Here is a 21,919-nt window from a genome sequence, read left to right on the forward strand (position 1 = left end):
AGCTTGGGACAAAGGGCCCAATGCCGGAAGCTTAGGAGAACAGAGGCTGAGGGCCGCGAGCGGAAACAGAACAGGGCGGCCCTTTGGTAAAGGTCGCCCTGTTTGATATCCGCTTGCAGGAAGAGTCTATGGGGTTTGGGCAGCGGCTTGGATCTTGTTCAGCAAGTCCTGGGACTCGGTAAGCATGGCGGTGTTGTCCTTAAGGATGATATGCAGCCACGCCTGAGCTTGGGACGCGTTGCCTTTTTTCAATTCAAGATTGGCGCGCAACCAGCGGAATTCGGCCTTGCGGGTGGAACGCGGATCCATACTCAGCCCCTGGCGCACCGCAGCGGCGGCCAGATCGAGATGGTTGTTCAGATACGCGGATGAAGCGAGGTACAGCCAGACCTCCGGCTTATCCGGCATCTCTTTGCTCAGGCGCTGCAACTGAGTTTCCGCGGCGGGCATGTCGCCGGCCACATACGGCTGCATGGCCTGTTGAAACCGCTCCTCTTTAGGATCGCCGTCTCCGCGCGGCGTACTGATTGCAAAGGGCAGCTTGGCCGTGGTCGCTACGGCGGCCCAGCGCGCGGCTTCCGGATCGGTAGCAGGTTGCTGCGCAGCGGTATCGGCTGGCGGAGGTTGCTGCTGGGCCACCTGCGGCTTGTCCGGCGCCTTGTGATCCGAGAGCGGATTCACCAGCAAAAGAATGGCGACAATGGCGGCAAGGCCCAGCGCGGCGGCGAGCAGCCACGTCACACGGCTGGGGCGGCGGGATGGTGCGGTCTGTTTCACAATATTCTCCTGAAGTCGCTGAACGATAGTCATCCGGTTAGCCGATAAAGTCTGTAAAGATTTGGCCGCCTGGGTCAATTCATCGCGACAGGCGGTGCAGGTGAGCACATGGTCTTCAAAACGCTGCGCGGACGGCTCATCCAGCGTGCCCAGCGCATAGGGGAGTAGCAGCGAGCCGAGGGACAGGTCCGTGCAGAGAGGTTCGGATTCGGACGGCTTCATAAATCCACCTCCATCAGTTTCAGCAAATGGCGGCGGCAAAGATACAGCCGGTGGTCAAACGCGGAGCGTTTCATCTCGGGATGACCTTCGCGGAAGGTCGCCCAGATCTCGCCGACGGACAGTCCTCGCAGAATACCGACGAGCAGACTGCGGCACGGCTCCCCCATGCGGCGGATGGCTGTGGCACATGTCTGGATGGTGTCGCGGTCCTCAACCTGCCGCACAAAATGCGCGGGCGTAGCCGCCGCAGGATGATCGCCGTCCAAGGTTACACTCGTCGAACCGGACAGGCGTTGCAGCTCGTTGCCGATCCGGCGATAGAGGATGCCCCGCACATACGCCGTAGGCGAGGTGTTGACCTCGGCCACCTTCTGGGAAAAGATGGCCAAGGTATCCTGCACGATGTCTTCGACCAGTTCACGCGATTTGCCGGGCAGGCGGTACGTGGCAATGGCGATCAGGCCGCCGCGGATCGCGCCGCAAAACGCGTTCAGGCAGTGGATATCTCCCTGCTGCGCACGCCCAAAGAGGCTCTCCAGATCGAGATGCGGCGATTTGCTGGCGATGGTCATGCTGGTAATAAGATTTTCATAAAGATATTAATGTCCGGCGGAAACGCGCCAGTCACCCGACGCGACGAATCCCGCCCAATAGTAAGGATGATCCGAAAAACCCGTCTGTCGCATCTTCTGCCGCTGTTTGAGCATGGCGTTGCGCAGCGCGGACGGGATGTTCCGCTCCGGCCCGAACGTCATGGCGCTCATCAGTTCGGCGGTCCAGCGGTCATCCACCCGCCAGAGAGAACTGAGCACCGTTCGCGCTCCGGCCAGTTCAAAGGCGCGGCGCAAGGCAAAGACGCCTTCACCGGGAACGATCTTTCCCACTCCGGTCTCACAGGCCGAGAGCACCACCAGATGCACCCGGCAGAGGTCCAGCGCCGCAACTTCTTCGGCGGTGAGAATGCCGTCATCCATGCCAAGGCTGTCCCGGTCTGCACCTTTGAGGTTGGCACCCGCCAGAGCCAGGCCGCTGGTAAGCAGCGGGTTCTCTTCGGAAAAATCGCGCAGCTTGCCCGGTATTCCCTGCGTGCGTGGTGCGATGCAGTTGCCGTGAATCCAGAAACCGTGCGTGGCAAGGTAAACCGTTTGGGCGAAGGGTGCGCGGCGCTTGAAAGCATCTTCGGTGGCGGCGGCCCCGGTCAGCAACTGCGCGCCGGACTTGTCCTCTGAAGGCCAAAGGTCGAGAATGGCCGCGCATTCGGCGGCGGTGCCGGGAAGTCTCTTCCAGTGAATGTCACGGAAGGCGCGGCACTCGGAGCGGATGTTTGGGGGCGCAACGCCGGAGGCTTCTGCAGGCGTTGCAATGGAGGCGAAACGCTCGGGGGCGGCGGCATCGTAATCCGGATCGCCCATAACCAGCAAGCCACAGGATGCGGCACTGTCTGGAGTGCTGGCCGCCGCGCGTACAAGGTCACGTCCGGAGGAAAGATAATGGAATGCGTGCGAATCTACAAGGTATCTGCCCTGCGAATTGACCAGCGCGGCAAAGGCAAGGGTGTGGATGTCACCATCGGGCGCAATAAACACCAGGTCTTTGCCCCGGCAGGCGGCGGCGACGGGTTTCCACAGGCGGTCATAGAGGGCGCGCGCAACCTTCTTGTATTCGAACTCATCGAGGGCCACGGGGTTGGCCATCTCCTCGCGCCAGCGGGCGATCAGTTCTTCTATGGGTGCGGCGGCTCCGAGCCGCGTAGCGGTGATTGTGCTGTCGGGCGAGACGGTGATGACCAGATAGCGCGGCTCACTCTTCCGCAGACTCAGCCGATGGTCGTACTTGACGAATTCGACCAGCACCGCGTTAGCAGGCAAAGCCGAGGCGACCTGCGATGGCGTGCAGTTCCATAGCGGATCGTTCCCGTGATCGCGCGGACTGCGCGCCGCGAGGGAATCCTGCCAGCGCTGTTCACGGCGGGACAGACTGTCCAGATACGGCACCAGCGGCTCGCCGTCGGCGGACGCCTGAGCGCGCACGTACACATTGGCGAGCAGTGTGCGCACCGCCAGCAGGGAATCGGTGATGGCAGCGAGCGTGGCATCACGCTGCTCATTTGCGGTTTTCAGCCGCGCGCTGAGAACATCCCATGCCTGCGCCTTGGTGCCGAAAACCGTAGAAGCTAAATCATGCACGGCAGCGGAGTCGGGAAAGGCCTCACTTGCCAGCGTGTAGAAGCGGGCTGCTTCGTCCTGCAATTCGCGCGCCAGGCTGAGCACGTAGCGCTCGGAAAGCACGCTGACGGCGTCGCGCATTACGGTCTGGCGGATGGACCATGCGCGGCCTTCCTGTCTCAAGGGGTTGAGATCATTTTGAGGATCGGTGAAGATACCGTCGGGCCGTACGTCGCGCTGCATCCAGGCCATGCGCTGACAGCTCTCGGCAACGTCGGGATGCATATTGCCATAGATGCCGTAGCGCAGCCAGAGAGCACGCTGCTGAAAATAGCGCGCCATGTCGCCACGGCCCGTCTCATAGAGGAATTCGGCAAACGGTTCGTAGAAGCCGGAGAGCCGTGGATCCGCTTTGGGGTGAATGATCTCCGCCTTGACGAGCGCCGCCCAGTAGTAGCGCTCGGCTTTGTCCTTGTCCCCCTGCAAATCATAAAGCCGTGCCAGATCGAGCACCAGATAGGAGAAAGCATCCTCGCCGGATTGAAGCCCGTCGACCGCCACCTCGTAGGCCTTGCTGAGCAGGCTGTCCGCCGCGGTAAGATTCCCGCGCTCCATATAAGTCCGGCCCAGTTCGGTCAGCGTCGACACATAGAAATAGGGCGGGTTGTATTCGCCGCAGTCTTTCCAGAGGGAGATGGCCCGGGTGTACATGGGCGCGGCTTCGTCGAAACGGCCCAGTGCGGTCAGGCATTCGGCCAGCCAAGTGTAGCCTCGCGCGGTCTGACAACCGTGCGGGCCAAATTCAGCTTCTATGCCGGGGAGTGACTGACGGTAGAGCGCAAGAGCCTCGGCAGGCTCCCCTGCGGCAAACAGGTCCTCGGCCCGCATCTGCAACACCATAGCATAGGTGGGAAAGCCGTCATCCGGTTGCGCCGCCGCAATCGACAGGAGCCGCCGGCTGTATTTCGCCGCTTCATCGGGCCGCATGACTTCCCGCATGCCATTGTGCAGCCACCACAGCCCGAGCCGCACATTCGCGCTGTCGGCCCTGTCATGGCGCTCGAGAATCCCCAGCGCGGTGATTTCGGCGCGCAGCGCGTTGCGCTGCACGGCATCGCTGAAAACCGACGCATCCTTGCGGCCCGTGGTCCGGCCCCACTGGAACAGGATCTTGGCATAGCGCAGCGAATCGCACCACGTACAGTGGCGGCAACTGTCCAAGGCCGCAGCAAGACCGGGCTCGGCCTGCAAAATGGAGTAGCGGCCCAGCGCATCGTATGTGGCCGCCAGAGAAAAATTGCAGAGCAGCGCCAGCGAATCCTGGGCGCGGGGAGTCTGGGAGCAGAGCGTGGAGCAGGCTTGCAGAAATCTTAGCGCGCTGTCGGCCTGATTGAAAAAGCGGTACGCGTCGCCAAGCCGGAACTGCTGCGCGGCAAAAAAACGGCTGTGCTCTCCTTGCTCACGGCGAAGATCTTCAAGCTGGCTGCGCAAGAGTGTCAGCGCGCTGTCGGCAGGCAGGCGCCACGTAGGATCGTCCTCCTCGAGGGCTATCCAGGGCCGTGGCGCGGCAGCCGATGCAGCAAGGCTGGCCAACGCAAGGATTAACAGGATATAAATGCGGGATGGCACAGAGACTTATGATTAATATATGCCCGCTCTTGAGAGCAGATGCTTATAAAGAGTAGTTCTATAGAATATCGGAAATAATTTCACGAAAATCAAGAAATACTCACGCGTCCCCCAAACAGTAAAAGCTCAGAGGATGCTCTGAGCTTTTGCTGTGGAGGCCGGATTAAGGGCGCGTAGCGTCAGGGCTGAGTCGCGGCGAGTCCTGTTACCGGCAAGGTCGCATGAAACACCGTTCCGCCGTTGATATTACTTTCAAACTCCACCGTGCCGCCCAGAGCTTCCACCAGTGAGCGGGTGATAGACAGACCCAGCCCCAAGCCGCCGGTGGTGAGATAGTCCTTGGTGGTAAAGAAGGGCTCGAAGACATGGGGTTTGGCTTCTTCGGGAATTCCCGCACCCTGATCGGCGACGGTCAGCAACAGGTTGTTGCCGTTGACATGGGCGCGGATATAAACGGTGGAACCCTTGGGCGACGCTTCGATAGCATTCTGCAGCAGATTGAAGAGCACCTGCTTCAAAGAATCGCGGTGCATGGTGACAATCTGCTCGGCCTCCTGCGTGTCTACTTCAAGATGCAATTCCTGGGCGCGCAAGGTGGACTCGAGCAGGCTGATTACGTCACGCACGGCTTCGGCGGGATTAAACACATCCGGTTCATGCGGCGAAGGCCGGTAGAGTTCGAACATCTGGCGCACGATGCGGGCGATGCGGTCTAATTCGGTTTCGATGCGCTCGGTGTACTGATAATTGGGATGATCGACGGGCACCGCTTTCTTGACCAGCCGGAAGGACATCCCGACCCCGGCGAGGGGATTGTTGATCTCGTGGGCGATCCGCGCCGCCATGCGGCCCACCGCGACTTGCTTTTCACTTTCGAGACGCTGGCGTTCGAGTTTTTCGATCTGCGCCGTGCGCTCGGCGACGAGCTGTTCAAGATGGTCGGCGTGCAAGCGAATCTGCTCTTCGGCGGCCTTGCGCGCACCGACGTCCATGAAGGTCCCGACCAGGCGCACCGCGTGCCATCTCTTGCCGCTGCCTTCGAAGTACGCCTGCCCCTTGGCCGAGAGCCAATGCACCGTGTCATCCCACGGCCAGACGGTGCGGAATTCGATCTCGTAGCGGCCGTCGGAGGAAGGATTGACCGCTTCCACCAAGGTCCGGTCCACCATGGCGCGGTCTTCGGCATGAATCAGGCTGAGGACCTGCTCATATTTCAACGCGTCGGCATCGGGCACCCCGAACAGCAAGCGGCAGCGTTCATCCCACAGCACGTCGCCGGTTTGCAGATTGTAGTCCCACGTGCCAAGGCTGGCCGCTTCCAGCGCGAGCCGTCGCTGCTCCGCCGCTTCCAGCAGCCGCTCTTCGGCCTGTTTGCGCAGCGAAATATCTTCAATCATGGCCGTGATGAAGCGCAGCTTGCCGCGCGCATCCCGCACACCGAAGAGGGTGACACTGCCCCAGATAGGGCCGCCGTTCTTGCGGACGTAGCGCTTCTCGACACTCTGGCGGCCACGGGCTCCCGTCTCCATGGCGGCCAGCAGTTTCAGGCTGCTTTCCGAATCATCGGGATGGGTAATGCCCGCGACGCCCAACCGGCGCAGTTCATCGGGAGTCCAGCCGAGCATCTTCTGCACCGCCGGATTGGCGTCCAGAATCTGACCGCGAGGATCTTCGAGCAAAATGCCGATGGACGATTCGGCGAAGATGGCACGGAACCGCTCTTCACTTTCCCGCAGCGCTTCATTGATATGCTTGCGCTCGGTGATGTCGCGGTTGATCTGCAGGAAGGATACGCCGCCGCCGTTCTTGCGCGCCACCCAGCGGCTGGCGACGATGATCCGCTTGCCCTCGCGCGTGGTATGTTCCAGTTCCGCCGCGTAGCTGCCGTCGCGCAGCAGCGCCGCTTTGATGTTTTCGAAGCTCTCCGGGAAGTTGGTCAAAAGCAGTTCGTAGGCAATCATGCCCACCGCCTCGTTGCTCTTCCAGCCGTAAGTCTCTTCCGCGCCGTGATTCCAGTAGAGGATTCGATCCTCGAGGTCGCACACCAGAATGGCATCCTGCGCCAAGTCAAGCAACTCTGCCTGTTTGCGCAAGGCGCTGCTGATACTCTGCCGCTGGCGCATGTCCCGCTCAAGACGCTGATTGGCTTCGCGCAGCTCGTCATTCACCCGCTGCAGCGCTTCGTCGGTGCGGTGCATACGGGAAATATCCACCGAGGCACAGACAATGCCGGTGATCTTCCCTTCCTCGTCCCGCACCGGTTCGACCGACAGGCTGTAATGAGTCGTGGCGCCGTGCAGCGTAATGCTGACGTCCTGCTCAATGCGCTCGCCTTCGGTGAGGACCTTGCGCTTGAGGTCGACGAGCGGTCCGGCGGCTTCGGCGCCGAGGATCTCTTCATCGGTCTTGCCGACAATCTCCCGCAAATTGGTAATCGGTGGTGCAGGATTATACACCCAGGTGTAACGAAGATCACGGTCCTGCAGCCAGACCGACACGGGAGAATTCCGCAGCGCCAGGCGCAAGTGCTTGTAGCGCTCATGCACGGCTTCATCCGTGCGGTGCTGCGCGGCGGGCGGCTCGGCGGATTTCTGCGCGCCCCGCGAGCTACGGCCCAACACGCGCCGCAGCGTGAAGGCGAGCATGCCGCTGGCAGACTGCTGCGGCGTGACCACTTCCGAGGCTCCGGCGGTCAGCAGTTCCATCACCCGCTTCCAATCCTCATGAGCGGTCAGCACCACCACCTTGGCTTTGCGCACGCCGGGCAGAAGATCCAAGGCATCGCACTGCGGCGGCGAGTCGTTCAGCAGGATCAGATCGAAGCCGGCTTTTTTCAGTGAAGCGGCGGCATGGGCCGGGTCGACGGTGGAGAGTTGGATCTCCGCGGAACTGGCCTTCTTCAGCGCCGATGTGAGGCCGCTGGTGCCCTCGGGCTGACTGCCCACCCAGAGCACTTTCAGCACCGCCTGAGCCTCCGCAACATTCGGGGACTTTTTTGTTGGCATAGTGGGACGTTTTGATGTCATCATGTAACCGGCAAGCTATAAACGGAAGGATAGTACTCCGCATGGTGCGAAGTCTGTCTTAACTATCTGAGGAGTTATACGACGCGTAAGCTAATTTTCTCCGGCATCCAAGCGGAAGCACAGCGGATTGGTCTTTCTCTCACTTTATGTGTCGTTGCAGCGGGAGCACAGCGTCAATGAAAAAGCCCCGCTATGACCGGCGAGGCTTTGAAATAGCAGGCTGCTTGCGCACTCCTTAAAGGTCATTACCCGAGTAGGAGAGGTTGAAGCTTTTGTTGATCAAGGGAAAGTCGGGGACGATGTTGCCGCGGCCGGCATAGCCGAGCACGGTCCAATTGAGGAAGGAAGGATCCCGCACGTCCACGCGGCTGATCTGGCCATCGGCATCGGTCGCCACAAGGTAGACAATTTCGCCGCGCCAGCCTTCCACCATGCCGGTGGCAAAGGAACTCTTGCGGAAGACCGGAGCGGGCTGCTTCGCAGCGGTCTTCGGGGGCAGAGCGCTTAACGCCTGTTGAAGGATTTCGAGGGAGGCGTAGGCTTCCTTGACGCGCACCCGGTAGCGCGCATAGACGTCGCCGCTCTCTTCGGTGGCAACATGGAAGCGGAATTTGGAATAGGCCGCGTACAGATAGTCTTTGCGCACGTCGGCATCGAAACCCACGGCGCGTCCGGCCACACCCACCACCCCATGATCCGCCGCCACCTGCTTGTCCAGAGTGCCAGTGCTCTTCAGACGGTTGAGCAGAGTGCTGCTGTTCTCGGCGATGGTTATGATTTCGGCAAAGTCTTCGCGCAGCGCCGGCAGGCTCGCCGCAATTTCTTCCGCCGCAGCGGCACTGATGTCGCTGTTCAGGCCGCCGATCCGCATCACACCGCGCAGAAACCGGCTGCCGCAAAGGCGCTCATGGTGCTGCATGATCATTTCCCGCAGCCGTCCGCCGTGTGCGCCGCCGAAGTTGAAGCCGGTATCGGTCATAATGGCGCCGATGTCCCCGAAGTGATTGGCCAGCCGCTCGAGTTCGGCAAAGATCACCCGCAGAATATTGTCGCGCTCGGAAACCTCTGTGCCGCTTAAAGACTCCAACGCAAGGCAGAAGGCCAGCGCGTGGGAAAAGGAACTGTCTCCGGAAATGCGCTCGGCAAGCTTCAGCTTTTGATCAAGCGGCAGCACTTCGAAGAGCTTCTCGCTGCCCTTGTGCGAATAACCCAGCCGCGGCTCGAGCATCAGGACCTCTTCTCCTGCCACACTGAAGCGGAAGTGTCCGGGCTCGATAATTCCCGCATGCACCGGCCCCACGGGAATCTCGTAAATGCCTTCCCCGCCCAGCTTGCGGAAATGGAACCGGCCATCGGCGATAGCGGGACGGGTGCTGTAGACAAAATCTTTGCGCAGAGGGAAGACATCTTCGGGCCAGTTCTCGTGCAGAATCAGCGAGCGCGGGTTGGGATGACCCAAGGGTGTCAAACCAAAAAAGGTCTTGATCTTGCGCTCGTACATCGAGGCTTCGTGGATCGCGGGCGTGAGCGACAGAAAGGTATCTTTGACCCGAATGCACGGAGCGACAAAGAGATTCTCCTTCGGCACGGCAAACAGGTACATCATACGGAAGAAACCGGATTCGCGGCGCTCATCGAAGGCAGTGATCGTCTTCAGCGGCAGACGATGCTGAACATAAAGCCGCTCGCACACGGAGACGATCTCCTGTGCGGAGACTTCACACACCGCCAGGTTGCCGTGCATCGTGGCCGGGTGCGGAAGATAGCGTTGAAGTATGGTAGAAGGTGTGCTCATAGGATCACCGGATAAAAGATGCCGCCGACTCCAGCAGAGCCTTCAGCGGCTCCGGCACCACAACGCCGATAATAATCAGCGTGGACAGCAGAATCACCGGCGGCAGCGTCGTCATCAGGTTGGCTTCTCCGGCGGGCAGCGGCTCGGCGGATTTGCTGAAGGTCATGGCCACGATGTGCCGCAGGAAGCCGATGAACACCAGCGCCAGCATGGCAATGACCGTGACCACCACGGCGGGATGTGCGGCCATGCCCGCCGTCAGAATGTAGACTTCGGTCAGGAACATTCCGAAAGGCGGCGTACCGGTAATGGAGAGAAAGCCAAGAATCAGAATCAATCCCGTCAACGGCAGCGCGGGCAGAAGACCCTTGATGTTGGCGATTTTGGTGGAGCCGAACTTGATCAGCACATTACCCGCCGAATAGAACAGGATCGATTTGGACAGGGAGTGGTAGATCATGTGCAGCAAAGCGGCAAACGCGCCGAGGCCGCCGAAGCCGAAACCCAGCGCCAGGATGCCGACGTGCTCGATACTGGAATAGGCGAACAGCCGCTTGTAGTTGCGCTGCGGGAACATGATGAACGCCGCCACCACCACCGAGACCACGCCGAAAAAAATCATCAAATTCTGCGAGAAGTGCGGATCAATCGCCTTGTCGGTCACCATCTTGAAGCGCAGAATCGCCAGCACGGCCACATTCATCAGCGCTCCCGAGGAGAGCGCGCTGATGGGAGACGGCGCCTTGCTGTACGCGTCGGGCAGCCAGGTATGCATCGGTACCAGGCCCGCCTTGGTGCCGTATCCGATCAGCGCGAAGATAAAGGCAATCTTGGCGACCAGCGGATCCAGCCGCGAGGCATTGGCGAGCAATACCTGCCAGTTAACCAGCAGGTCGGCAGGCAAATCGCGTGTGGCGGTCATAAACAGCAACGTGCCGAAGAAGCCGAGCAACAGGCCGATAGAATTGATGATCAGATATTTCCACGCCGCTTCCATCGAACTGGACTTGCTGTAGAAGCTAATGAGAAACGCGGTGGACAAGGTGGTCGCTTCGATGGCGATCCACATCATAATCGGATTCACAGTGGACACGGCAAAGAACATGGCCATCAGAAACAGATGGAACAGCACAAAATACTGTTTCACCCGCCGCAAACCGATAATCTGCTTGCGCACTTCCTCGCGCAAATAGCCCATCGAATAGAACGCTGCGGCCACGCCGACCACTGCAACGGTCAACAAAACAATGGTGCCGAGGGCATCCACCGCCAGCAGCGAATCAAACCCGCAGCGGCCTTCCCTTCCCACCTGCGCGGTAATGACGGCCACCAACGCCGCCTCGCCCAGCGCCGCCACGGCGGCAATCGCTTCAAACGTGCGCGTGGCTTTTCCGGCCAGCAAAGTGGCCAGCGCAGCGGCCAGGGGAATCAAAATCAGAAGCAGCAGGACCATATTAATCGTGCAGTTCCTTCATGGTGGTGACGTCCAGCGAGCCGTGCTGGCGGAAGATCATCGCGGCAAACAGCGAAGCAATCACAATCCAGATCAGAATATTGAACGTGATGCCGAGCTGCAGGGCGGGGTTCTGCTCCAGCCCGGCAAACAGCGCAAAGGCCACGATGCCGTTCTCCAGCGACAGGATGCCCAGCATCTGCGACAATGCGCCCTTGCGGTTAATCATCAGGAACATCGAAATCAGAATCGTGGCAATGGAGGTAATCAGCAGCGGCGTCTGCCCGGAGGGGGCCAGTCTGACCAGCGGCTTGAAAAAATCGGTCTGCACCAGCGCAACGAGCATGGCAATCACCGCCAGCGTGAGCGGCGCATTCAGATAGGTGCTGACCGAAAACCGGAGCTGATGATGGCGGATGAGCCGGAAGAAGAAATACGGCGCGATCACCAGCTTGACGGCAATGGTGGAAAGAATCGCCAGTGCCAGAAGCGGCGAGAACTGCTCAAACGTCGCCAGCACCAGCAGGCAGGCAATGGCGGCGGATTGCAGGATGTAGAGCGCGACGGCGGAGGAATTTTTGTGCGTCAGATGCAGAAACACCGCCGGGGCAAACACTACGGTCGCCAGCATCAGCAGAATTTGCGGAAGAATATGTTCCATAGGTCTACAGCGTCAATCCGAGAGCGATGATGCTCACGATGAAGGAAGTGAACAGCAGGTCCGGCAGCCGCATGATGCGGTACTTGGCGATGCTCGATTCGATGACGGCAATTGCCGTACTGAATACGGCGGCCTTGAGCAGCAGCGAAAACAGCCCGAGCAACAGCGGACCGGCCTCGAGAGTGTGGGCAATGCCCCACGGGAAAAAAAGATTGGCTCCCAGCGCAATGAACAGCAAATACTTGTTGGCCGAAGCCCATTCCATCAGCGCCAGCCGCTTGCCGGAATATTCGATGAGCATCGCTTCGTGGATCATCGTCAATTCCAGATGCGTCGCCGGATTATCGAAGGGATAGCGGCAGGTTTCGGCAAGCAGCGCAATGGCAAAGCCCACAAAGGCGAGCAGAATCGGTGCGAAGGCCGGGAAAGGCAGCGCCGTAATCGTCGCGGCGATGGTGGTCAAATTGGTCGAGTGGCTGATGAGCGCCAGCGTGAGCAGCGAGAGCACCAATCCGGCTTCCGAGAGCGCGGCCACCAGCATTTCGCGGCTGGATCCGAAACCGCCGAAACCGCTTCCCGTATCCATACCCGCCAGCGCCAGAAAGAACGTTCCCAGGGCCAGCAGGTAAACCACCACCAGAAAATCGCCGGTGAGCGGGTTGGTGAGCGCGGTCGAGAGCAGCGGAATGCTCGCGCCGACAATCAGCGTCACCGCGAAAATCAGGTACGGCGCGGCGCGGAACAGCCAGGAGGCATCCTCACTGATCACCTCGTCCTTGGCAAACAGCTTCTGCAGATCGCGGTACGGCTGAAAGCAGGACGCGCCGGTGCGGTTCTGCAGCCGCGCCTTGATCTTGCGCGTCAGGCCCACATAAAAGGGCGAGAGCGCGGGAATGAGGATAATATGAAGAACCCAGATGAGACTTGCGGGCATGATGCGGATGAACCTTAGAGAACGTGGACCAGCAGAAGGCCGATCAGGGCGAGAAAAATGTACAGAATGTAAGCGTTGATGTTGCCGCTTTGAATGCGCCGGGTTTGCGCGGCGATACGGTCGGTGAGCTGCCGCAACGGCTGATACAAATAGGGCTGATAGATGTCGCGCAATTTCAGCGTCACGGTTTCCGTCTTGGGGAAGTAGCGCAACCGGTCGTCGTGATATTCGATGTCCGTCTGCTTCGTAGGCCGCAGCACGCCTTTGAAGACGGTAATAATCGAGCGCGAAAAACTTGTCGCGGTAATTTCCATGCGTGGCGTCAGTTCGCCGCCGCAGTTCCACGTTGGGCCGATGACAACCTTGCGTTTTCCGGCGAGCACGGCCACCCATGCGCCGGCTGCCGCCATCGCTAAAATCAGAAGGAGCAGTACGGCAGGCATGGACACAGAGGCGAACCCCTGGGGCAGTACCACCGCCGCCGGGCTGAATTCCGCCATAGGCATGACGCCAACCAATGTGCCGGCAATGCTCGCCAGACCCCGCGAGACCATGCCTGCGCCCGCGCCGAGCAGCAGTGTGGCGATGGCAAAGCCCGCCATGCCGATGCGCAGGGACAGCCCCGCTTCCTTAGCGTGCTGGGCTTCGGTGCTGCGGGGCCGCGCCAGAAACGTGGTGCCGAAAACCTTGACAAAGCAGGCGGCGGCCAAGCCGCCGGTGAAGGCCAGAGAGCCGATGGCAAGAATAAAGGGAAAGCCCTTCAGCACATCGAAGGCGGTGACGCCGTTGAACAGCGTCTGGAAGGTAAGCCATTCGCTGAAAAAGCCGTTGAACGGCGGCAGCGCGGAGATGGCCATGGAACCGACTAAGAAGAACAGCGCGGTCTGCGGCATATGCCGGATCAGCCCGCCGTACTCTTCGATGTTGCGGGTGTGAGTTTCGGAAATCACCGCGCCCGATCCCAAAAACAGCAACGCTTTGAAGGTCGCGTGATTCATGGTGTGGTAAAGCGCCGCCATCAGCCCCAGTACGGCCAGCGCGGAGTGTCCCAGCGCGGAAAACACCAGCGAACTTCCCAGCCCCAGCAGAATAATGCCGATATTTTCGATGCTGTGATAGGCCAGCAGCCGCTTCAGGTCATGCTCGGCTAAGGCATAGAGCACACCGAGCAGCGAGGAGACCGCACCGATGATCAGCACCACGGTTCCCCACCAGAGCATGGGATGAGGCAGCAATTCGAGGCCGATGCGGATCAGCATGTAGATGCCGGTCTTGATCATCACACCCGACATCAGGGCCGAAACATGCGACGGCGCGGCAGGGTGCGCGCTGGGCAGCCAGATATGCAGCGGAATAATGCCCGCCTTGGTGCCGAAACCGATCAAGGCCGTCAAAAAGACGGCACTGAGCAACGTGGGCGATGCGCCGGGAAGCGCCGCCTTGATGCTGTCGAAATCGAAGGAGCCCGCCACGCTGAACATCATCAAAAAGGACACCACAATAAACGCGGTGCCCAGATGCGTCATTACAAAATAGAGTGTGCCCGCCTTGATGCTGGCCTTCTCCCGGTGCTCGTAGATTACCAGGAAATAGGACGCCAGAGACATCACTTCCCACACGATCAAAAACCAGAGCCCGTTGCGCGCCGTCACAACAAGGAGCATGCTGGCAATAAAGCTGTTGTAGAAAAAGCCCAGCACACCGATATTGTATTTGCCGTAGTAATGGCGCGCATAACCGAGCGCATAGATGGAACAGAGCAGCGCCACGGCCGAAATGACCAGCATGAAAAACCCCGACAGCGAGTCGAGGCGAATGGACAGGGAAAGCAGGGGGAAGGAAGATTCGGCATTGAAGACTGGAGTTCTGCCTCCGATCAGCGCGGCTCCCGAGACGGCAACACCCAGCGCCGATCCCACGATGGCAAGCCAATGGCCCCAGAGATTGGCGGCATGGTCGCGGCCCTTCAGCAGCAGCGAGCCCAACGCTCCGGCGGCAAACAGAACAAAGATCGCAGAGAATCCTGCTTCGGACGTAAGGTTATCGAAAAGGTCTATCATGAACGGGATGGGGTCTCCAGATCGCTCAAAATCGCCAGCAAGGCCACCAGAATCTGACGCGGCGAGGGCGGATCGCCGGGGATTTCATAGTGTACCGGAATCACATTCTTGACACCATCCAGCGCGGCATAAGACTCTTTGAAGATCCCACCGCTAATGGCATCATCGCCTACAGCCACAACAATTTTCGGCTCGGGCATGGCCTCATAGGTGAGCACCAGTGCATCCCGCATGTTGCGACTGACCGGGCCGGTGACCATCAGCATGTCGGCATGCCGCGGCGAGGCCACAAAGTGCACACCGAAGCGCTCGACGTCGTAATAGGCATTGCCGAGCGCCACCAATTCCTGCTCGCAGGCATTCGTGGAACCGGCGGTCACCACGCGAATCGCCAGCGATCCGCGAAACAGCTTGCGGACTTTGGCCTCAATTTCCGCGCCGACACGGTGAAACTCCGCATCGGCCCCCAAGGCCTCGCGGCTGATCACGGTCTTCGGTGTCTTGAAAATTTTCAGAAACAGGTTCGTCTTCATCGCGATTCGTCAGTCCAACCGTCTTTTCGTCAAACCAAAGCAGCAAAGCCATTTGAACACATGACTCGCGGCGCAGTCAGGCCTGATGGGCCGGGTACGGCGCAAGTATACAAAATCCCGTTGACTTGTTCAACTTTGCACGGCAAAAACTTTGGGCTCTGACTCAAAATGTGCAGGCTCCTTCAAGATGAAAGGAGCCTGCGGCATTCATGCTCTAAAGTCCATTGCTCGAGAGTTTTGCGGACTATTCGTGCGCCACCGGGACACTGCCCCATGTTTTATTGGGCTCGGGTCCCATCGTGAAAACAATCACACCGCCGTTCTTAAGTTCATCGTACGGCAGAAAAGGAGTGCTCCATGCTTTGCCGTTCAGACTCACGGACTGGATGTAGATGTTTTTGTCCGAGAGATTCTGCGCCTGCATCATAAACACCTTGCCGTTGGACAGATGCACTTTCGCACTCTTCAAGGTGGGGCTGCCGATGCTGTAATCATTGCCGCCGGGGCAGACCGGGTAGAAGCCCAGCGCATTGAAAATGTACCAGGCGGACATCTGCCCGCAATCGTCGTTACCCGTCAGCGAATTCGGTTTGTTGCCGTACTGCGTCTTCATAATCTCGTGCACGCGCGCCTGAGTCTTCCACGGCTGCCCGGCATAATCATAGAGGAAGATAATATGATGGCTGGGCTCATTGCCGTGCCAGTACTCGCCGATTCTCCCCTGAATGTCATCCACGCCTTTGCCGGTATCCGCCTCCACGACGAACAGGGAATCCAACTTCTTTGCGAAGCGCTCTTTGCCGCCCATCAGCGAGATCAGGCCACTGACATCCTGCGGGACATACCACGTGTACTGCCAGCTCGTGCCTTCGGTGAAATCGCCGCCTTCCACGTACTGGTGCGGCTCGAACGGCGTGCGCCATTGTCCCTGCGAATCCTTGCCGCGCATCAGCCCATAACCTGGGTCGAACAGATTCTTGTAGGCGCCGGCCCGCTTCGTAAAGTACTCGTAGTCACTGGTCTTGCCCAGCGCCTTGGCCATCTGTGCTACACAATAGTCATCATAAGCATATTCCAGAGTCTTGGAAACCGATTCGTTCTCTTTGTCGCATGGCACCCAGCCAAGTTTCGCATACGCGGCCACATTATCATAGTGGGGATTCATCGCCGTGGTCTTGACCGCCTCATAAGCGCGCTGGGGATCGAAGCCCTTCACGCCTTTCAGATAGGCATCCACAATCACCGGCACCGCGTGATAGCCGATCATGCACCACGTTTCGTTGGCCTGCAAAGACCACACGGGCAGCAGGTGCTCGACGCTCTGGTCATAATGCGCCAGCATGGAATGGATCATGTCCGCATCACGCGGAGCCTGAATCAGGGCAAACAGCGGATGCGTGGCCCGGTAGGTGTCCCACAGGGAGAAGATCGCATAGTTGGAAAAACCTTCGGCTTTATGCGTGTTGCCGTCAAGACCGCGGTACTCACCGGTCACATCCTGATAGAGATTCGGCGCGAGGAAGGCATGGTACATCGCCGTATAGAAGGTCTCCTTCTCCTGCGGCGTGCCTTCAATCTCGATCCGGCCCAGTTCTCTGTTCCACTTCTGCCGTGTCTGTTCGCGGACCTTTTCGAAATCCCAACCGGCAATCTCCGCCTCGAGATTCTTCAGAGCATTTTCCGCACTGATGGCCGAAACGGCAACCTTCACCAGAATCTGCTCGTCTTTGCCCGTTTTGTAGCGGGCGTAGATCTGCAGGCTCTTGCCCGCCGCCTCGGCCTTGCTGCGGAAGCGGTAGCCGTTGTAGAGCACCGGTTTGCCGTCCCGCACAATACCGTAATCATCGAAGGGCCGGGAATAGCGCGCGGCGAAATACAGATGGCGGTCGCGCGCCCAGCCATTGACAATATGATAGCCTGTCACCGTCGAATCGTTCTCCACCCGAACCGCCGACCAGATCACATTCCAGCGCAGCACGTGATTCAGATCTGTCAGCACGCAGGCGCTGTCGGTCTGCGGAAAGGTAAAACGCAGCATACCCGCGCGCTCGGCGGCGGTCAGTTCCACCGTCACCGCCGGTTTCCGAAGCTTCACCTTGTAGTAGCCTGCGGACGCCGTCTCATCGGCATGGGAATACGGCGAGCGGTAACCGGAATCGGGACGGGCCTTGGGTCCCGGAGTAAACTTCGGCAGGCCGATTTGCGGCATAAACGGGAAATCGCCAAGGTCAGGAATACCCGTGCCGCTCAGGTGCGTCAGGCTGAATCCGATGATGGAACTGTCGGCATATTCATAGCCCGATGCGGTTTCCCAGAGCGAGTCTTCCGTGTCGGGGCTGAGCTGAATCATGCCGAAAGGCGCGACGGCGCCGGGATAGGTGTTGCCTTCCCCTTGCGTGCCCACCAGCGAGCGAATGTAGTCGGAGAGCGCGTTCGATGGCGCCTCAGCGGCGAAGGCCAGGCAAAAGCCGCACAGCAACGCACAGACGCTCAGCGATTTGAGAAGATGTGTCATGAGAAAATGTTCAGGTTACGGAATCCACACGCCTACGGAATCAGTAGTCCACCACGTGCCCGTCGGGTAGACAACGCCGACCTTGTAAAAGTAGACCATGTGGGCGACGGCCGTAGAGTCGGTGTAGTAGGTCGGAGGATTGTACTCTTCTCCGCGCGGCAGGGAACAGAGGGTTGAGAAGGCCGATAGCGTATCGCGGCGGGCGACGAGCACCGAGTCAAACCCGCGGCTGCGGTTCTGCCACTGAAGTTCCACAATGCCGCCGGCATGAACCCAGGCCCCCAGCTCCGCAGGGACAACGGGGGGCAGAGTGGTAAGGCGTAGCGTGTCCGAGGCCGGAGAAACGCCATACTCATTGGAGGCCTTGATCCACACTGAATAGTTGGCCAGGGGGAGATAGTCCTGAACGGAGTACTGCCAGTTCTGGTTAGGAAACGTGTCCGCCTCGATCTGCGCAGCCCCTGCGGCACGCCGGCACACAATGAAATCATCTATTCGCGGCGACATGGCACACCACTGAACGTACAGGCTCCCATACGGACTCTCGAAGAGGGTATCGGCCGCCGGAGCCGCAGGTGCGGCGTGAGACGGTACTGCATAGTCATAGGTCAGAACAAAGGGGATAGTCCGGCTTACGATGTTGGCTCCGCGGCTTGTGCTGACCTGTACGTAGAAGTTACCGCGAATATCCTGATGGTAAGACGAGTAGTTGAAACTGGACGTCGCGCTGCAAAAATCGATGTTGAAGGTGTCGGATGCCGGATGCAACACCGGACCAAACGGTGCGAAGCTTCCATAGGAATACTGTTGCATGTACACCTGCGCGTCCTGAATCTCACCCGGCACACTGGCAATAACGGTCGCCGTGAACGTCGTATCCAGCGTAAAACCCCACGGGCACTGGCAGTAGTAGCTCGGATGGTTGCACTCTACCCAATTGAACAGCGCCACCACCGTGTCCCCCGGTGTTGGATTGGTGATCATCACCAGACCCGTGCTGTCCGGCGTTATGTTGTAGGTGTTGTAAATCTTGTCCCCTTCGGTGGTGCAACCCGCCATGTACAGAGCCGCCACGCAGATCAGCAACAGAAAACGTTTCATCAGATGTCCCCGGTGAGGTAGATAGCAATGGGCTTTGTGTGGGACAATCTGCCGCACGGTCTCCATCTCCACCGCACCCAAGCAGCACACCAGTGTTCCCACATCGCATGGTGCAAGTTACAACAGTTTCACGTATAAGGCAAGAGTTTTGCTGAAGAAAGTTGCAGCAATGCTCGTCTGCAAATCGCGGGAGACTTTCCCCCACAGCTTTGTAAAATAAGATCTTGGAGCGATTGAACCACGTTTTCAAAATAGAAAAAGGGTGAACCCGCAGGCTCACCCTTCCCTGTTCTGTTCTGGCCTGCCCGGTTATGGGCAGATATGCCGCAGCACGTAGCGCCGGTTCAGGGATACCGCCGACGGATCCATCCACGCATTGAATCCCACCGTGGCATTCAGCGTTACCGCCAGCGTCCACGGCGGCAAGGGATTGTGCGGATCGAACGCCGCATTCTTGTCGGTGGTATTCCAGACCTCGTAGCTTCCCGCCACCGGTGCGGTAAACGTGAGCTGCACACACGAGTCCTCCCGCGCGGCATTAATGCGGTAAAGCGTGACATCCCGCGCCGAATCGCAGGTGGCCGTGTTGCAGGTTCCATCACTATAGATGGTGAGGTTGTACGGACCCGACCCTGTGCTGTAGTAGCCGACACGGATAATGTACGTCCCGGCCGGCATGGTGTCTGCCACAAAGGAGTTGAGCCCCGTGGGACGGTGGTGCACCCAGTGGAGTCCCGTGGTGTCGAAGTAGGAGGCATCGTCATCACACAGGAATTGGGTATTCAGGCAGCACTGATTGTTGTTCCAGACCACAAGATACATGTCGTTGGGTTCAAGCTTCATCTCCACGAGGCGGCAAGACGACAGTGTCAGCCGGTAGAACAAATCGGGGCTGCTGCTGATCGTCCCCTGTGTGGTGCCCGCACAGGTATCGGTACAGGTTACGTCGCAGCCCAGTGTGGTCCCGGTGGCAAAAATCGAGTCCGCCGCGCCGAAGCTGATGGGAATCGCTCCCGCACAACCGTCGCCGGGAATACACGCGTTGGTCGCGCAGGTCATGCCCGCCGTCCATGTACCGCCAAGAGCCGTGCAGGCGGCCTGCGTAGTGTCCACGCAGGAATTGCCGCCATTGTAACAGCAACGCATCCGCGAGCAGCTCATGATGTTCAAAGAGTACGACGGAATGCAGGTGGAAAATTCCGTCGCCACCATGATGTAATAGGTGCCCACCGTAAAGTTAGTGCAGGCCGTCTGCACCGGCCCGGAGTTCGACGAGGTCGCTGAGACAATGCAGTTCGAATCGGGCGGGCAATGGTTGCTTACCAGAATACCGGGATAGTAGAAGCTGCCCGTGCCGGGGTTGACACTGATCAAGTATTGCCCCGGCTGCGTCACGGTCCAGCGGTAAATCTTGTCTGCATAGGAGTCGTACGCTCCAAGGCAGGTGGCCGTGTACCGCGTGGGATAACCGCACGTGGTTTCCCCGGTGAGATTCACAACGTTCGAACCGGCATGCAGATCCCAGCAGTCGGTGGCGTTGACCAGCACACGGATCGTATCATTGGTGTGATCCAGGTCTCCGGGCAGATCCGTCCACACCACGAGCGTGTACTGACCGGCCACAGCGGGCATAGTAATGTTGGTTGCAAAGGTGTGAGCATCCACGCCGTACTGCGCCAGCGAGGGTGTGGTTTCCGTCACCACCGTGCCGTTGTTGAAACGGTACTTGACCGGCGAGGCTTCGGTGGTAGAACCCGCATTGGTAAAGGTGGCCTGAATCTGCACCGAGCTGTTGATGGGATAGGGTATGCCCGGCAGCGGATTTTGAACCGAAGACGTGGCGTAGTCATGCAACAAGCTTGGCAATTGGTAAAACCAGATGGCGCGGCCATTCACCAGCGGCATCACGGTATTGGCGCTGCTTCCGCAGCGGTAGGCAAGGGAATTGCTGGGTGAGGCCAAGCCATTCTGAACGCCCACCGTGCCCATCGGAGCGCCACCTGCCAGCGACAGATTATTGTACTGGAGTTTGATCTTGCCGTTGCTGTACAAAATGACTTCGAACTTCAGACTGGATCCCGCATAGGAACTGCTCCAGTAGCCCACGGAATCATACTCGATCACCAGATAGCTGCCGAAGTTGCGGAAGCCCACCGTGTTGACTCCGACGGAATGTCCGCCGTTATCGAGGTGCAGATCCCAGACATACGGCAGGATCGCCGGGCCCCATGTGGATTGCTGCGGAATGCAGGACGTGTAGTTCGAAGCCGACGCCGCGCCGAACTCGATCTGGCCATTCGAACACACCCAGAAAGAGTCGCGATTCACGCCGTAGAAGGGGAAGGCAAAGCCGATGGGATACTTGCTTGTGCTCGTCCCGTCATCATGGCTGGTCCAACCGCTGACCCATGTGGCCTGCGCATCACCGGTCAATTCAATCCAATTATAGGTGGCGGTGTCCGGGGATACATTGTCCTTATAGCGATAGCCTCCCCCATCCGGGCCGCCGACATTGTCCAGACTGTTTCCGCTGCGCTCCAATCCAAAACGGTACACCAGTTCCTTTTCCTCCGGCGTCATATTGCCGGTGGCCTGATAACGTGCCCACGCGGCGTGCGCCGCGCTGAGAGCTTCGTCGCCTTGCAGAACCGAGAGAGCGGTTCCGGCAGACGGTTTGACATGCTTCGGGTCATTTGGATCCCACGTGACTTTTGTTTGCACAGCCAAGGTGAGTGCGGCAAGGCACAGCAGCCCCAGAATTACCCAAAATCGTGAACGGACTTTCATTGACCTCTCCTCCGGAAGTGTTCGTTTCCATACTGGACTTCATCAACATCTGGTCTTGGGAAAGTGGATGAAAGCAGCCTCGAGGGCTTTCCTTCGCGGTCTCTGTATGATAAAGAGAAAACCCTGTTTTGTCAACATCCTGAACGATGTTTTTTGACAGACCCATGTCCTTACCGAAAAAGCTATACTTAAACCCATGTAGGCCTATGAAGGAGTTACTCCGCTCGCTTTTCCAACGTGGGCAATCGCCCCGCAGAGTAA

The 21,919-nt window shown here is 59.0% G+C and carries 13 protein-coding genes; all 13 read right to left on the reverse strand.

Annotation, left to right across the window (positions count from 1 at the left end; translation table 11 throughout):
• Positions 1 to 126: 126 nt before the first annotated feature.
• Positions 127 to 999 carry a zf-HC2 domain-containing protein gene (locus VGL38_11795; protein HEY3296110.1) on the reverse strand — a complete coding sequence of 291 codons (873 nt, stop codon included), beginning with the start codon at positions 997 to 999 and terminating at the stop codon, positions 127 to 129.
• Complete coding sequence (locus VGL38_11800; protein ID HEY3296111.1) at positions 996 to 1,571, reverse strand: hypothetical protein; 576 nt, start codon at positions 1,569 to 1,571, stop codon at positions 996 to 998. Before VGL38_11800 ends, VGL38_11795 begins: the two co-directional genes overlap by 4 nt.
• 27 nt (positions 1,572 to 1,598) lie before the next feature.
• Positions 1,599 to 4,793, reverse strand: coding sequence for a CHAT domain-containing tetratricopeptide repeat protein (locus VGL38_11805; GenBank protein HEY3296112.1), 3,195 nt, complete (start codon positions 4,791 to 4,793; stop codon positions 1,599 to 1,601).
• A 179-nt stretch (positions 4,794 to 4,972) separates the two neighbouring features.
• Complete coding sequence (locus VGL38_11810) at positions 4,973 to 7,798, reverse strand: PAS domain S-box protein (GenBank protein HEY3296113.1); 2,826 nt, start codon at positions 7,796 to 7,798, stop codon at positions 4,973 to 4,975.
• A gap of 256 nt (positions 7,799 to 8,054) precedes the next feature.
• A complete protein-coding gene (locus tag VGL38_11815; protein ID HEY3296114.1) occupies positions 8,055 to 9,614 on the reverse strand; it encodes an NADH-quinone oxidoreductase subunit C in 1,560 nt (519 codons plus the stop codon).
• 4 nt (positions 9,615 to 9,618) lie between these two features.
• Positions 9,619 to 11,067, reverse strand: a complete 1,449-nt coding sequence (locus VGL38_11820; GenBank protein ID HEY3296115.1) for a proton-conducting transporter membrane subunit — start codon at positions 11,065 to 11,067, stop codon at positions 9,619 to 9,621.
• 1 nt (position 11,068) lies between these two features.
• Positions 11,069 to 11,728, reverse strand: a complete 660-nt coding sequence (locus VGL38_11825) for an NADH-quinone oxidoreductase subunit K (GenBank protein ID HEY3296116.1) — start codon at positions 11,726 to 11,728, stop codon at positions 11,069 to 11,071.
• Between the two features lie 4 nt (positions 11,729 to 11,732).
• Positions 11,733 to 12,662 (reverse strand): NADH-quinone oxidoreductase subunit H, encoded by a 930-nt coding sequence (locus tag VGL38_11830; protein ID HEY3296117.1) that lies wholly within the window; start codon positions 12,660 to 12,662, stop codon positions 11,733 to 11,735.
• Positions 12,663 to 12,676: 14 nt separating this feature from the next.
• Positions 12,677 to 14,722: a hydrogenase 4 subunit B gene (gene hyfB / locus VGL38_11835; GenBank protein HEY3296118.1), complete on the reverse strand. Its 2,046-nt coding sequence runs from the start codon at positions 14,720 to 14,722 to the stop codon at positions 12,677 to 12,679.
• Positions 14,719 to 15,255 carry a hypothetical protein gene (locus VGL38_11840; protein HEY3296119.1) on the reverse strand — a complete coding sequence of 179 codons (537 nt, stop codon included), beginning with the start codon at positions 15,253 to 15,255 and terminating at the stop codon, positions 14,719 to 14,721. The genes hyfB and VGL38_11840 overlap by 4 nt, the downstream gene beginning before the upstream one ends.
• Positions 15,256 to 15,499: 244 nt before the next feature.
• Entirely contained in the window at positions 15,500 to 17,770 is a 2,271-nt protein-coding gene (locus VGL38_11845) for a GH92 family glycosyl hydrolase (protein ID HEY3296120.1), read from the reverse strand.
• A gap of 15 nt (positions 17,771 to 17,785) precedes the next feature.
• The gene (locus tag VGL38_11850) at positions 17,786 to 18,871 is read right to left on the reverse strand and encodes a hypothetical protein (GenBank protein ID HEY3296121.1); all 1,086 of its coding nucleotides are present in this window, start codon (positions 18,869 to 18,871) and stop codon (positions 17,786 to 17,788) included.
• A gap of 309 nt (positions 18,872 to 19,180) precedes the next feature.
• Positions 19,181 to 21,658 (reverse strand): hypothetical protein, encoded by a 2,478-nt coding sequence (locus VGL38_11855; protein ID HEY3296122.1) that lies wholly within the window; start codon positions 21,656 to 21,658, stop codon positions 19,181 to 19,183.
• Positions 21,659 to 21,919 lie beyond the last annotated feature (261 nt).

The sequence above is a fragment of the bacterium genome, assembly GCA_036504735.1.
Classification (GTDB): Bacteria; Electryoneota; RPQS01; order RPQS01; family RPQS01; genus DASXUQ01.